Raw genomic sequence first — 13,186 nt, 5'->3', positions numbered from 1 at the left:
TGGCTAAGTATTGCGATTCGGGCGAGGCGGTCAAGATGGTTAGTCAGGTGGCTAGGTATCGGTGGGGCGTCCTCGGGCTCGACCCGAGGATCTCTTTGGGGGAGGTCCTCGGGTCGAGCCCGAGGATGACGGAGCTTTCAGCCGAAGACCGACCAGCCGGTCTTTTGCGCAAGGCGCTCGATGGCCTCGGTGCCGACCTTGGAGTTGCCCCAAGCGTTGAGGCCCGGCGACCAGACGGCGATGGAGGCGACATCCGGTACAGCCACGAGGATGCCGCCGCCGACGCCGGACTTGCCGGGCAGGCCGGTGCGGAAGGCGAAGTCGCCCGAGCCGTCGTAGTGGCCGCAGGTCATCATCAGCGCGGCGATGCGGCGGCGTTTGACGGTGGAGAGCAGCAACGGTGCGCCCGGCAGCCCGGCGATGCCGCGCCCGGCGCGGGCGAGTTGCTCGGTGGTCATCTCGATCGCGCATTGGTGGAAGTAGGTGCCCAGAACCATCTCGGGCAGGTTCTTCAGGTTGTCGTAGCTCTTGAGATAGTTGGCCAGTGCGATGTTGCGGAAGCCGGTTTCGGCCTCCGATCTCGCCACCGCGGCGTCGATGTGAATGTCGTCGTCGCCCGCTGCCGCGCGGATGTAGCCCAGGATCTCGGAGAGGGCCTCCTTGGGGGCGCGGCCTGCGAGGAGTTCATCGGTTGTCACCAACGCACCGGCGTTGATGAAGGGGTTGCGGGGGCGGCCCTGCTCCTGCTCCAGCAGCAGGATGGAATCGAAGCGGTCGCCCGAGGGTTCGCGGCCCACGCGGGACCAGAGCGACTCGCCGATGCGCGAGAGGGTGCAGGCGAGGGTGAAGACCTTGGAGACGGACTGGATGGAAAAGCGCGTTTGCGCTTGCCCGGCGGAGTGAATCGTGCCGTCGGCCAGCGCGACGGAGATGGCGAATTGCGCCGGGTCCACGCGGGCCAACTCGGGGATATAAGCGGCCACTTCGCCCCAATCGGCGGCGGTGCGGGCCTCGGTGTTGAGCCGGTCGAGAAGGGCGGGCAGATCCATGGCGCGGATGCTACTTCAATCCGCCGCGTGGCCGCCATAGGGTAGCGGCATGAGCTCTCCCCGATTCATCCACCTGCGCGTTCACACCGAGTATTCCCTGCTGGAGGGCGCCGTGCCGGTGAAGAAGCTGGCGGGCCTTTGCGAGAAGGCCGAGATGCCCGCCGTGGCGGTGACCGACACCAACAACATGTTCTGTGCGCTTGAGGCCAGCGTCACGCTTTCGGGCGCGGGCATTCAGCCGATCATGGGCTGCCAGGTGGATCTTGAATACGAGCAGGCCGCGCCGGGTGGAAAGCCTGTGCCGCCCGCGCCGATTGTGCTGCTGGCCCAGAGCGAGCGGGGCTATGAAGCGCTGATGAAGCTCAACTCCTGCCTCTACCTGCGTGGTGACGGGCAGGAGGCGCATGTGACGCTGGAAGACCTGGAGGCGCATTCGGGCGATGTGATCTGCCTCAGCGGCGGGCCGGACGGGCCGGTGGGGCGGCTGCTTCGCGCCGGGCAGAGGCCCAAGGCGGAGCTGCTGGTGGATGAGTTGGCGCGGATTTTTGGCGACCGGCTTTATATCGAGTTGCAGCGGCATCCGGGCGAGGACGGGCTGCCGGAGGCAGAGGCCAAGAGCGAGCGCGGCCATGTGGAAATGGCCTATGCCAAGGGCATTCCACTGGTGGCGACCAATGATGTGTATTTCCCCAAGCCCGAGATTTACGAGGCGCATGACGCGCTGATCTGCATTGCCGAAGGCGCCTACGTCGACCAGCAGGAAGATCGGCGGCGGCTGACGGCGCAGCACTATTTCAAGAGCGCGCAGGAGATGGCGACGCTTTTTGCCGATCTTCCTGAGGCGCTGGAGAACACGGTGGAGATCGCGAAGCGCTGCGCCTTCATGGCCTACCGGCGCGACCCGATCCTGCCCAAGTTCGCGGAGAATGAGGTGGAAGAGCTGCGGCGGCAGGCCAACGAGGGCTTGCAGGCGCGGTTGGCGGTTATTCCGCATGCGGCCTCGGTGGAGGAGTATCAAGAGCGGCTCGACTTTGAGCTTGGGATCATCGAGGGCATGGGCTTTCCCGGCTACTTCTTGATCGTGGCCGACTTCATCAAGTGGTCGAAGGAGCAGGGCATTCCGGTGGGGCCGGGGCGGGGCTCCGGTGCGGGTAGCCTTGTGGCTTATGCGCTGACGATCACAGACCTTGACCCGCTGCGCTACGCGCTGCTGTTTGAGCGCTTCCTGAACCCCGAGCGGGTGAGCATGCCCGACTTCGATATCGACTTCTGCATGGACCGGCGGGAAGAGACCATTCGCTACGTGCAGGAGAAATATGGCCGCGACCGCGTGGGGCAGATCATCACCTTCGGTGCGCTGCTCTCCAAGGCGGCTGTGCGCGACGTGGGGCGGGTGCTGCAAATGCCCTATGGGCAGGTGGACCGGCTTTCCAAGATGATCCCCGTTGAAGGCGTGAAGCCGGTGAGCATCGAGAAGGCGCTGGCCACCGAGGAGCGGCTGCGCGAGGAGGCGCGCAACGAGGAGGTGGTGGACCGGCTGCTGACCTATGGCCAGCAGGTGGAGGGCTTGCTGCGCAACGCTTCGACCCACGCGGCGGGCGTGGTGATTGGCGACAGGCCGCTGGATGAGCTGGTGCCGCTTTATCAAGACCCGCGCTCCGACATGCCGGCGACCCAGTTCAACATGAAATGGGTGGAGCAGGCGGGGCTGGTGAAGTTCGACTTCCTCGGCCTGAAAACGCTGACGGTGATTCAGAACGCGGTGGACTTGATCAATGGCGGGGGCCGCGACATTCATATCGCGCCCGATGGCACCGAGCTATACGAGCCGCCCGAGGGCGCGGTGAACGAGATCAACGCGATCCCGCTGGATGACGAGCGGAGCTACAAGCTCTACGCCAGCGCCAAGACGGTTGCGGTGTTTCAGGTGGAAAGCTCGGGGATGATGGATGCGCTCAGGCGCATGAAGCCCGACTGCATCGAGGATATCGTTGCGCTGGTGGCGCTTTACCGGCCCGGCCCGATGGAGAACATCCCGACCTATTGCGAGGTGAAGAACGGGCAGCGGGAGATCGAAAGCGTTCACCCGCTTATCGACCATATCCTTGAAGAGACGCAGGGCATCATCGTTTATCAGGAACAGGTGATGCAGATCGCCCAGGTGATGGCTGGCTATTCCCTTGGCGGCGCCGACCTGCTGCGCCGCGCGATGGGCAAGAAGATCAAGGAGGCGATGGACGCCGAGCGGCCCAAGTTTGAGAAGGGCGCGGCGGAGAACGGGGTGGAGAAGAAGAAGGCCTCGGAGGTCTTCGACCTGCTGGAGAAATTCGCCAACTACGGGTTCAACAAGTCTCACGCCGCCGCCTACGCCGTGGTGAGCTATCAGACGGCCTGGCTCAAGGCGAACCATCCGGTGGAGTTCATGGCCGCCGTCATGAACTGCGATATCCACCTGACCGACAAGCTCGCGGTTTATGCCGAGGAGGTGCGGCGGGGGCTGGATATCGAGATCATTCCGCCTTGCGTAAATCGCTCGCTGGACACCTTCAGCGTGGTCGATGGCAAGGTGGTTTATGCGCTGGGCGCGCTGAAGAACGTGGGCGGCGATGCGATGCGGCTGATCGTGGAGGCGCGGGACGGCCGGGATTTTGTGTCGCTCTACGACTTTGCCCGCCGGGTGGACCTGAAGAAGATCGGCAAGCGCCCGTTGGAAATGCTGGCCCGCGCCGGGGCTTTTGACCTGCTGGATGCGAATCGGCATCGGGTGTTTGCCGCGCTCGACCCGCTGGTGAACTACTCCGCCGCGATCCACGATCAGCGGGCTTCCGCTCAGGTTTCGCTGTTTGGCGAAGCGGGCGATGACCTGCCCGAACCGCGCCTGCCGCAGGTGGATGACTGGATGGTTGGCGAGCGGTTGGGGGAGGAGCACAAGGCCATTGGCTTCTATCTCTCGGGGCATCCGCTGGACGATTATATGGGCCCGCTGAAGAAGCAGGGGGTGAAGACGCTGGAGCAGGTTTCGCTCGATGTGCAGCGCTCGCCCGCGCTGGTAAAACTGGCCGGGTCGGTTGCGGGCCGCCAAGAGCGCAAGAGCGCGCGGGGCAACCGCTTTGCCTTTGTGCAACTCTCTGATCCGACTGGACTTTATGAGGTGACCCTGTTCAGCGAGGCGCTGGAGAAATCACGCGATTTTCTTGAGGCGGGGGCCAATGTGGTGGTGACCTGCGAGGCGACGATGGAGGCGGATCAGCTCAAGCTGCTGGGCCGCTCCGTGGCGCCGATTGACGCGGTGGCGGCGCAGGCCGGGCGGAGCGATATCCGGCTCTTCCTTGATGACATCGCGGCGGCCCCTGCAGTGAAGTCTTTGCTGGAGCGGGCCGAGGCGGATGGGGCCTCGAAATCGCGTGGCGCGGTGGCCCTTTGCCTGATGGCGGCCGACCTGCCGGGGGAGGTGCATCTTGAGCTTGAGGGTGACTTTCCGGTAAATCCGCAGATCAAGAGCGCGCTCAAGTCCTTGGGCGGCGTTGTGACTGTCGAAGACATATAAGCTGCCATGCGAAACATTCTGACCTTTGCCGCGGTTGCCGCGCTCCTCTCTGCTTGTGCCTCTCTGCCCGAGAGCACCGGCCATGCCTCCTCCAAATCGCCGCAGGCGACGCTGCCCTTTGGCGCGGTGGAAGAGAGCTGTGGGGCCAAGGGCAAGGAGCTGGGCCAGCTGATCGAGAAGCGCGGCAAGTGGAAGCTCTATGACACCCGGCCTGGCGCGGTCGGCCCGCGCAACTTTTTTGTCACCGGCTTCAAGGATGGCTGCCCGCGCAAGGTGACGGGCGCCGTGGCGCTGTTTGGTAATCTGGCGCTCTATGAGCTGGTGAACTACGGCGGCGGCGGTGGGTCGCTGCGCACAGAGACGGATGCGGCCTATGCGGGCATTCGCGGGTGCGGCAAGGGGGTTTGCAGCGAGGCCAAGCTGAAGCGGCTGGAGCGGTCTACCGCCTTTGTCAGCGTTTACCCGACGCCGGGCGCGCGGCAGAGCTTTGAGTTGCTGATGCACAAGCGCAAGCTGGTGGCTGCCGCCGTTCGGTAAACCCGCTGCTCAGTAATGCGGCGGGCGCTCATCGCCCAGCACCACGCCGCCGGTGTTGCCCTCGGCCTCTGCCTCGGCGGCGCGTTTCATCAGCAGATCCACCCGGCGTTCCACGGTGTCGAGCCGTTTGCCGTGGGCCAGCACCATTTCGTGCAGGTCTTCGACCGCGCGGGTGAGGTGGGCGAGTTCTTCTTCGAGGCGGTTGGTCATGGTTCTCCTTAGCCCGGGAGGGGCCGCGCCGCCAGCCCTTGCTTGCGGGTTGGCCCCCTCTGCGCTATGCCCCGCGCGACTGGTGAGCGAGGCCTCCGAGACCATGGCGAAAGTTAAAAAGCAGCCCCGGCCCAAGGCCGTCACCCCCAAGGGCTTCCGCGACTATTTTGGCGCGGAGGTGGATGAGCGCAATGCGATGCTCGCCGAGATCGCGCGGGTTTATGCGCTTTACGGCTTTGATCCGCTGGAAACGAGCGGGGTGGAGACGGTGGAGGCGCTGGGCAAGTTCCTTCCGGATGTGGACCGGCCCAATGAGGGGGTTTTTGCCTGGGAAGAGGACGACAGCGGTTGGGTGGCGCTGCGCTATGACCTGACGGCCCCGCTGGCCCGCGTTGCCGCGCAATACCGCAATGACCTGCCCGCGCCCTACCGGCGCTATGCGATGGGGCCGGTGTGGCGGAATGAGAAGCCCGGACCGGGGCGGTTCAGGCAGTTTTATCAGTGTGATGCGGATACGGTTGGGAGCGCTTCGCCTGCGGCGGATGCCGAGATTTGCGCCATGCTGGCCGATACACTGGAGGCGGTGGGCATTCCGCGTGGGGATTATCTGGTGCGGGTGAATAACCGGAAGGTGCTGAACGGGGTGCTGGAGTGCATGGGCCTCTCGGATGAGACACAGCGCGATGCGGTTCTGCGCACCATCGACAAGTTCGACAAGGTGGGTGAGGCCGGTGTGCGAGAGCTGTTGGGACCGGGGCGCAAGGATGCCTCGGGCGCGTTCATCGACGGCGTTGGCCTTTCGTCGGAGCAGGCGGAGCCGGTTGTGGCGTTTCTGACCTCCAAGGCGGCGAGCGCCGAGGAGACCTTTGCCAACCTGCGTGCCGCCGTGGGCGAGAGCGCGATGGGGGCCGAGGGGATTGCCGAGTTGGAGCAGATCGCTTCGCTGCTGGCGGCGCAGGGCTATGGGCCGGACCGGATCGAGGTTGATCCTTCGGTGGTGCGCGGCCTTGGCTATTACACCGGCGCGGTGTTTGAAGCGGAGCTGACCTTCGAGATCATGGACGAGAAGGGGCGGCCTCGGCAGTTTGGCTCGGTTGCGGGCGGCGGGCGCTATGATGACCTCGTGAAGCGGTTCACCGGGCAGGCGGTGCCTGCGACCGGCGTTTCGATTGGCGTCGACCGGCTCTTGGCGGCGCTTCGGGCCAAGGGGCGGACCTCTGGCACGGCGCAGGGGCCGGTTGTGGTGACGGTGATGGACCGGGACCGGATGGCCGATTATCAGGCGATGGTTGGCGAGTTGCGCAATGCGGGCATTCGCGCCGAGGTTTACCTTGGTAACCCCAAGAACTTTGGCAACCAGTTGAAATACGCCGACAAACGCGCCTCACCGGTGGCCGTGATCCAGGGTGGGGACGAGGCTGAGCGGGGCGTTGTGCAGCTGAAAGACCTGGTGCTGGGCGCGAAGCTGGCCGAGGGGCTGACCCGCGAGGAATGGGCCGAGCAACCGGCGCAGGTGGAAGTGGCGCGGGCCGATCTGGTGGCCGAAGTGCGCAAGATGCTGGACCGCGCCTGATGCTGAAGGATGTGCCGCGCGAGGAGGTTTCGCGCCTCATGGGCCTGTTCGAGGCGGCGGGCGCGGTGCGCGTGGGCGCGGATGTGCTGCAACCGGCGGGCACGCTGCTGGACCTCTACGGCGAGGAAATTCGGGCGCGGGCCTATGTGACGACCGACCCGCTGCGCGGCGAGCTGATGCTGCGGCCCGACTTTACGGTGCCGGTGGTGCAGGCGCATATGGCGCAGGGGCAGGAGCCGGCGCGCTATTGCTATGCGGGCACGGTCTTTCGGATGCAGGAAGAAGACACCGGCCGCCCGAGCGAGTTTGAGCAGGTGGGCTTTGAGCTGTTTGACCGGGGCGACAGGGCGCGGGCGGATGCTGAGGTGTTTTCGCTTATGTCTCAGTGCCTTGAGGGCAGGGGGCTGCGGGCGGCGATTGGGGATATCGGGCTGCTGAGTGCAGCTGTGGCCGGGCTCTCGACCTCTGAAAAACGCCGCGCGGCGCTGATGCGCCACCTCTGGCGGCCACGGCGCTTCAAGGCGCTGCTCGACAGGTTTGGCGGGCGGGCGAAGGTGCCGGCCACGCGGGCCGCGCTGCTGGCGCGGCTGGCCGAGGCGCCTGCCGAGAAGGTGCTGGCGGGCGCGGGTGTGCAGATTGGCAAGCGGCGGCCCGAAGAGGTGCTGGAGCGGATTGCGGCGCTTCAGGCCGATGCCGCGGAGCCGCCCATCCCCGAGGCAGAGCTGGAGCTGCTGGATGATTTGCTTGCTGTGCGCGCCTCGCCGGTGGATGCGCTGGAGCATCTGCGCGATCTTGCGGTGGACATGACCGGCCTTGGCCCGGCGCTCGACACCTTTGCGGCGCGTCTGGATGCGCTGGCCGATGCGGGGGTGGACCTTGAGACGCTTGCGTTTGAAGGCTCGTTCGGGCGCACGCTGCTGGAATATTATGACGGTTTTGTCTTTGGGTTCTTCGCCCCGCAACGGCCCGATCTGCCCGCTGTGGCCAGTGGTGGGCGCTATGATGCGCTGTGCCGGGTGCTGGGGCAGGGGCGCGAGATTCCGGCGGTGGGCGCGGTGATCCGCCCTGCCTTGCTGGCCGAGTTGGAGGGCGCGTGATGCTGAAGCTGGGCGTGCCTTCGAAGGGCCGGTTGATGGACAAGACCTTTGGCTGGTTCGGCGCGCGGGGCGTGGGCCTCAAGCGCACCGGCAGCGAACGCGAATATGCGGGCGCGGTGGAGGGCGTGGCGGGCTGCGAGTTGCATCTGCTGAGCGCGGGCGAGATCCCGGCGGCGCTGGCCGAGGGGCGCATTCACCTTGGCGTCACCGGCACCGACCTTGTGCGCGAGAAGATCGCGGGCTGGGAGCAGAAGATCGAGGAGTTGGAGCCACTGGGCTTTGGGCAGGCAAACCTCGTTATTGCCGTGCCCTGCTGCTGGGCGGATGTGGACACGTTGGATGACCTGGACGCCGCCGCGAGTGCCTTTCGCGCCGCCCATGGCCACCGGCTGCGGATTGCCACCAAGTATCACCGGCTGATCCGCGAGTTCTTGCGTCAGAACGGGGTGGCCGATTATGCGCTGGTGGATAGCCAGGGCGCCACGGAAGGCACGGTGAAGAACGAAACCGCCGAGGCGGTGGCCGATATCACCTCATCGGGAGAGACGCTGCGGGCCAATCACCTGAAGATCCTTTCGGACGGGTTGGTGCACCGCAGTCAGGCAACGCTGTTTCGCGCACGTAGCGCCGATTGGGGCGCGCCGGAGCGGGAGAGCCTTGCGGCCTTGAAGGGCAAGCTCGGGCTCTGAGCGGTTTGCGCTTGGTGACGCTGGGGCATAGCATGGGCGCAACCTCAGGGGAGTGCCCGCGATGATCGAACTTTCAGGCATGTATGAAGAGGAAATCGGCCTCTTCCTCGAATGGCTCGCCCGGCGGGAGCGCTATGTGGCCTTCGAGGGCGCACGGGTGGTGAGCGAGGGCGGTTTTGGCCATATCGCGGTGCCGCTGGAGTTTGGCCCAACCTATCAGGGACGCCGGATTGCGACGGTGGGCGCGGCCTATCGGATTCCGAGGGTGGACCTTGGCAACAAGTGCTGCCCGCATTTTTCTGTTGGAAAGATAACGACCGGCGCTGAGGATATCTGCTTCGAGGATGTGCCGATCGTGATGTATGGCCATCAGGGCAGCCATTGGCCCGGTTGCGGCTCGGCAGGGGTATTCGTTGCCGAGGGCTGGCGGCGCGGGCCGTCGCCTCATGACAAGTGGACCTTTGGCCCGGCAGCGCAGACAGGCGGGTTTACCATCAACGCGGGCGACGACCCGGATGATCTGGACCTGCCGGGCAAGCCCAAAGCCCCCGAGCCGCTGCCGGGTGCCTTCGGGATGCGCGCGGGCGACGATCCGGAGGCGATGATCCGTGCGATGCAGGCGTTTACGGGGGCGCCGGGCGGCAAGGACGAGGGCTAACGCGCGGGGCGCGTCAGCCGCATTTTGAGTGCCCGCAGGAGGTGCAGGTCATGCAGCCTTCGACCATTTGCATGGTGAACTGGCCGCAGGACGGGCAGGCCTTGCCGCGGGGGGCGCCGATGGAGACGACCTCGGCTTGCGGGTCGGATTTGAGGCCCATGCCTTCGCCCGCGATGAAGCCGATGGCGATGAGGTGGCGCTCGATCACCCCGCCGATGGCGGCGAGGATTGAGGGCACGTATTTGCCCTGCATCCATGCGCCGCCGCGCGGGTCGAACACGGCCTTCAGCTCTTCGACCACGAAGGACACATCGCCGCCGCGCCGGAACACCGCCGAGATCATCCGGGTCAGCGCAACCGTCCAGGCGAAGTGCTCCATGTTCTTGGAGTTGATGAACACCTCGAAGGGGCGGCGCTGGGAGCCGACCACCACGTCGTTGACGGTGATGTAGATGGCGTGTTCGGAATCCGGCCACTTCAGCTTGTAGGTTGCGCCTTCGAGGGCTTGGGGCCGGTCGAGCGGTTCGGAGATGTAGATAACCTCGCCGTCCTCGTCGGGCTTGGCCTCCTCCTCGGTGTTCTCGGAGACCGAAAGGACGGAGCCTGTCACATCGTTCGGGCGGTAGGTGGTGCAGCCTTTGCAGCCGGTTTCATAGGCTTGCAGGTAGATATCCTTGAAGGACTCGAAGCTGATGTCTTCGGGGCAGTTGATGGTTTTGGAGATCGAGCTGTCGATCCACTTTTGCGCCGCCGCCTGCATCTTGACGTGCTCGGCGGGGGGCAGGGTCTGGGCGTTGGTGAAGTGGTCGGGCAGGGGCGCGTCACCCTTCAGGTCGCGCCACATTTGCACTGCGTAATCAACCACTTCCTCTTCGGTGCGCGATCCGTCGGGCTGGAGCACTTTGCGGGTGTAGGCATAGGCAAACACCGGCTCGATGCCGCTGGAGACGTTGCCGGCGTAGAGCGAGATGGTGCCGGTGGGGGCAATGGAGGTGACGAGCGCGTTGCGGATGCCGTGGGTGCGGATCGCCTCGCGCACGTCTTCGTCCATCGCCTGCATCGTGCCGGAGGCGAGGTAGGGCTCGGCATCGAACAGGGGGAAGGGGCCCTTCTCCATGGCCAGTTCCACGGAGGCGAGGTAGCTGGCGCGGGCGATGGCCTTGAGCCAGGCTTCGGTTTGGGCCGCGGCCTCGTCGGAGCCGTAGCGCAGGCCTGTCATCAGCAGGGCATCGGCGAGGCCGGTGACGCCAAGGCCGATGCGACGCTTGGCCTGCGCCTCGGCGGCCTGCTCGGGCAGGGGGAAGCGGGAGGTGTCGACCACGTTGTCCATCATCCGGATGGCGGTTGTGGTGAGCTTGGTCAGCGCGTCGATATCAACCTTCGCAGTGGTCTCGAAGGGGTTTGTGACCAGCTTGGCAAGGTTGATCGAGCCCAGAAGGCAGGCGCCATAGGGCGGCAGGGGCTGCTCGCCGCAGGGGTTGGTGGCGGCGATTTGCTCGCAGTAGTTGAGGTTGTTCATCGCGTTGATACGGTCGATGAAAATCACCCCCGGCTCGGCGTAGTCATAGGTGGAGCGCATGATGCGGTTCCACAGGTCGCGGGCCTGCAGGGTGTGGTAGACTTTGCCGCCGAAGGTCAGCTCCCACGGTCCATCGGCTTTGACGGCTTCCATGAAGGCGTCGGTCACCAGCACCGAGAGGTTGAACATGCGCAGGCGGGCCGGGTCGGACTTGGCGGCGATGAAATCTTCGATATCGGGGTGGTCGCAGCGCATGGTGGCCATCATCGCGCCACGGCGGGAGCCGGCGGACATGATGGTGCGGCACATTGCATCCCAGACATCCATGAAGGAGAGCGGGCCGGAAGCATCGGCGGCCACGCCGGAGACAGCCGCGCCCTTGGGGCGGATGGTGGAGAAATCATAGCCGATGCCGCCGCCCTGCTGCATGGTCAGCGCGGCCTCTTTCAACATGTCGAAGATGCCGCCCATCGAGTCGGGAACCGTGCCCATGACGAAGCAGTTGAAGAGGGTAACGGCGCGGGCGGTGCCTGCCCCGGCGAGGATGCGGCCAGCGGGGAGGTATTTGAAGTCGGACAGGGCCTCGTAGAACTCCTGCTCGCGCGCGGGGGCGTCGGATTCGCCTTCTGCCAGCGCGCGGGCGACGCGGCGCCAACTGTCTTCGACCGTCTCGTCGATGGGCGTGCCATCGGCCTGTTTGAAACGGTATTTCATATCCCAGATGGCTTCGGCGATCGGGGCAGTGAAGGCTGTCATGGCAGTGTCCTGGAGAGTCGTGAGAGGGCGGACAATAGGGCGGTGGGCGGATGGGGTCAAACGCCTGTGAGGGCGGCTGGCAGAATCAAAGGGGGAGGCATAAACTACCACATATGGGCGAACAATCAAAGAACACCATACATCTGGTAAAGCTATGTGTTGGCGTCGACACGCTGGAGCAGCTTGAGGCTTGGCGTGCGCGGCGACGCAAGGAGGCAGGTGTGGCCGAAACCCGGCATGTGACTCGGATGTGGCCCAAGCAGGAGGAGGCGCTGCTGAACGGCGGCTCGCTGTATTGGGTGATCAAGGGGGTGATTCAGGCGCGCCAGAAGGTGGTGCGGCTGGATGAGGTGATTGGCGGCGACGGGATCCGGCGTTGCGGCATCGTGCTTGCGCCCGAGCTGGTGCGGGTGGCGCCTGCGGTGCGGCGTCCGTTTCAGGGGTGGCGCTATCTGAAGCCCGAAGACGCGCCCCCGGATTTGGCCGAGCGGCGCGAGGGAGACCCGGATATGCCCGCCGAGCTGGCGGCGAAACTGGCGGAAATCGGGATCTTGTGAGGGCCGCCGGGTGGTGGGCAGATTGCCCACCCTACGGGGCGCACGGATCGTTAGGTAAACTGCACGGCGACCGAGCCGAGGGGGCCAAAATCGGCGTGGAGCGTGTCACCCTTTTGTGCGTGCACAGGCCGGGTGAAGCTGCCTGAGAGCATGTAGTCGCCCGGCTTCAACTCGGTGCCATAGGGGCCGAGCTTGTTGGCGAGCCATGCGATGGCCATTGCCGGGTGGCCGAGGACGCCTGCCGCCAGCCCGGTCTCCTCGATCTCGGAATTGCGGTAGAAGATTGCGCCGATGGTGCGCAGGTCCATCGCGTCGGGCTTGATCGGGCGACCGCCGAGGACGATGCCCGCGCCTGCGCCGTTGTCTGCCACGGTGTCGAAGATCTGGCGGGGTTCGGTGACGCGGGCGTCGATGATCTCGATGGAGGGGATCACCCATTCGGTGGCGCGCAGCACGTCGATCAGCTGCACGCCGGGGCCCTTGAGGGGGCTGTGCAGCACGAAGGTGAGCTCTGGCTCGACGCGCGGCTTGCAGAAGCTCGCGAAGGGCACCTTTGCGCCGTCGTGCAGCAGTTGATCGGAGAAGAGATAGCCGAAGTCGGGCTCGTCGATCTTGCTGGCGGCCTGCATTGCCTTGGAGGTGAGGCCAATCTTGTGGCCGACGATCTTGTGGCCCGCATCCATTCGCGCCTCGGCCACGGCGGAGGAGATCGCGTAGCTGTCGGCCAGTTCGATCTCGGGGAACATGGCCGAGGGGCGCTCGCCCTGCACTTTGGTGCGGTGGCTTTCGAGAAGCGATGCAACGGCCTTGGCGCGTTGGTCCTTGGTCAGCATGAAATGTCCTCCGTTTGGGCCTGTTCATGCCGTGCCGGAGCGGATTTGCCAAGATGAAACATGTTAACTACCTCCATTTTTATCGGTGATTTGAAAATCGTCGATAATCCGGTTGACCGGCCGTAGGCGCAGACCTAGGCTGGCGGAAACTCAGGGAGGCA

Annotated in this window: 11 protein-coding genes; 7 read left to right on the top strand and 4 right to left on the bottom strand. The window is 65.2% G+C overall.

Annotated elements, in window-relative coordinates; genetic code table 11:
* Nucleotides 1-137: 137 nt before the first annotated feature.
* A complete protein-coding gene (locus tag FHY55_RS16295; RefSeq protein WP_140015189.1) occupies nt 138-1,049 on the bottom strand; it encodes a glutaminase in 912 nt (303 codons plus the stop codon).
* 49 nt (nt 1,050-1,098) lie between these two features.
* On the opposite strand from FHY55_RS16295, the gene dnaE reads away from it, so the two are divergent.
* On the top strand, nt 1,099-4,596 hold the full coding sequence (gene dnaE / locus FHY55_RS16290; RefSeq protein ID WP_140015188.1) for a DNA polymerase III subunit alpha: 3,498 nt from the start codon (nt 1,099-1,101) through the stop codon (nt 4,594-4,596).
* Nucleotides 4,597-4,602: 6 nt separating this feature from the next.
* Nucleotides 4,603-5,133: a hypothetical protein gene (locus FHY55_RS16285; RefSeq protein ID WP_140015187.1), complete on the top strand. Its 531-nt coding sequence runs from the start codon at nt 4,603-4,605 to the stop codon at nt 5,131-5,133.
* 9 nt (nt 5,134-5,142) lie between these two features.
* Here FHY55_RS16285 and FHY55_RS16280 read toward each other — a convergent pair whose 3' ends face one another.
* Nucleotides 5,143-5,343: a SlyX family protein gene (locus FHY55_RS16280; RefSeq protein WP_140015186.1), complete on the bottom strand. Its 201-nt coding sequence runs from the start codon at nt 5,341-5,343 to the stop codon at nt 5,143-5,145.
* 103 nt (nt 5,344-5,446) lie between these two features.
* Here FHY55_RS16280 and hisS point away from each other — a divergent pair, with 103 nt between their 5' ends.
* The 4 genes from hisS (at nt 5,447) to FHY55_RS16260 (ending at nt 9,360) form a co-directional block, all read left to right on the top strand.
* Nucleotides 5,447-6,916, top strand: a complete 1,470-nt coding sequence (gene hisS, locus FHY55_RS16275) for a histidine--tRNA ligase (protein WP_140015185.1) — start codon at nt 5,447-5,449, stop codon at nt 6,914-6,916.
* Nucleotides 6,916-8,013 carry an ATP phosphoribosyltransferase regulatory subunit gene (locus tag FHY55_RS16270; protein WP_140015184.1) on the top strand — a complete coding sequence of 366 codons (1,098 nt, stop codon included), beginning with the start codon at nt 6,916-6,918 and terminating at the stop codon, nt 8,011-8,013. The genes hisS and FHY55_RS16270 overlap by 1 nt, the downstream gene beginning before the upstream one ends.
* Entirely contained in the window at nt 8,010-8,702 is a 693-nt protein-coding gene (gene hisG, locus FHY55_RS16265; protein WP_140015183.1) for an ATP phosphoribosyltransferase, read from the top strand. Before FHY55_RS16270 ends, hisG begins: the two co-directional genes overlap by 4 nt.
* A 61-nt stretch (nt 8,703-8,763) precedes the next feature.
* Complete coding sequence (locus FHY55_RS16260; RefSeq protein ID WP_140015182.1) at nt 8,764-9,360, top strand: hypothetical protein; 597 nt, start codon at nt 8,764-8,766, stop codon at nt 9,358-9,360.
* Nucleotides 9,361-9,373: 13 nt separating this feature from the next.
* Here the strand turns inward: FHY55_RS16260 and FHY55_RS16255 are convergent, their stop codons facing one another.
* Nucleotides 9,374-11,635, bottom strand: coding sequence for an adenosylcobalamin-dependent ribonucleoside-diphosphate reductase (locus FHY55_RS16255; RefSeq protein WP_140015181.1), 2,262 nt, complete (start codon nt 11,633-11,635; stop codon nt 9,374-9,376).
* Nucleotides 11,636-11,748: 113 nt separating this feature from the next.
* Between FHY55_RS16255 and FHY55_RS16250 the strand changes: the two genes are divergently transcribed.
* Complete coding sequence (locus FHY55_RS16250; protein WP_140015180.1) at nt 11,749-12,192, top strand: DUF1489 family protein; 444 nt, start codon at nt 11,749-11,751, stop codon at nt 12,190-12,192.
* Nucleotides 12,193-12,242: 50 nt separating this feature from the next.
* Here the strand turns inward: FHY55_RS16250 and FHY55_RS16245 are convergent, their stop codons facing one another.
* The gene (locus tag FHY55_RS16245; protein ID WP_140015179.1) at nt 12,243-13,025 is read right to left on the bottom strand and encodes a fumarylacetoacetate hydrolase family protein; all 783 of its coding nucleotides are present in this window, start codon (nt 13,023-13,025) and stop codon (nt 12,243-12,245) included.
* Between the last annotated feature and the right edge of the window lie 161 nt (nt 13,026-13,186).

The organism is Oceanicola sp. D3, from assembly GCF_006351965.1.
Taxonomy (GTDB): Bacteria; Pseudomonadota; Alphaproteobacteria; order Rhodobacterales; family Rhodobacteraceae; genus Vannielia.
This window is presented reverse-complemented; position numbering and strand designations above follow the sequence as displayed.

What these genes read in the sequence shown, in the direction of transcription:
- hisS (WP_140015185.1), top strand. Translation starts at nt 5,447, where the DNA reads ATGGCGAAAGTTAAAAAGCAGCCCCGGCCCAAGGCCGTCACCCCCAAG.
- FHY55_RS16255 (WP_140015181.1), bottom strand. Translation starts at nt 11,635, where the DNA reads ATGACAGCCTTCACTGCCCCGATCGCCGAAGCCATCTGGGATATGAAA.
- FHY55_RS16295 (WP_140015189.1), bottom strand. Translation starts at nt 1,049, where the DNA reads ATGGATCTGCCCGCCCTTCTCGACCGGCTCAACACCGAGGCCCGCACC.
- FHY55_RS16250 (WP_140015180.1), top strand. Translation starts at nt 11,749, where the DNA reads ATGGGCGAACAATCAAAGAACACCATACATCTGGTAAAGCTATGTGTT.
- FHY55_RS16285 (WP_140015187.1), top strand. Translation starts at nt 4,603, where the DNA reads ATGCGAAACATTCTGACCTTTGCCGCGGTTGCCGCGCTCCTCTCTGCT.
- FHY55_RS16270 (WP_140015184.1), top strand. Translation starts at nt 6,916, where the DNA reads ATGCTGAAGGATGTGCCGCGCGAGGAGGTTTCGCGCCTCATGGGCCTG.
- FHY55_RS16280 (WP_140015186.1), bottom strand. Translation starts at nt 5,343, where the DNA reads ATGACCAACCGCCTCGAAGAAGAACTCGCCCACCTCACCCGCGCGGTC.
- FHY55_RS16260 (WP_140015182.1), top strand. Translation starts at nt 8,764, where the DNA reads ATGATCGAACTTTCAGGCATGTATGAAGAGGAAATCGGCCTCTTCCTC.
- FHY55_RS16245 (WP_140015179.1), bottom strand. Translation starts at nt 13,025, where the DNA reads ATGCTGACCAAGGACCAACGCGCCAAGGCCGTTGCATCGCTTCTCGAA.
- dnaE (WP_140015188.1), top strand. Translation starts at nt 1,099, where the DNA reads ATGAGCTCTCCCCGATTCATCCACCTGCGCGTTCACACCGAGTATTCC.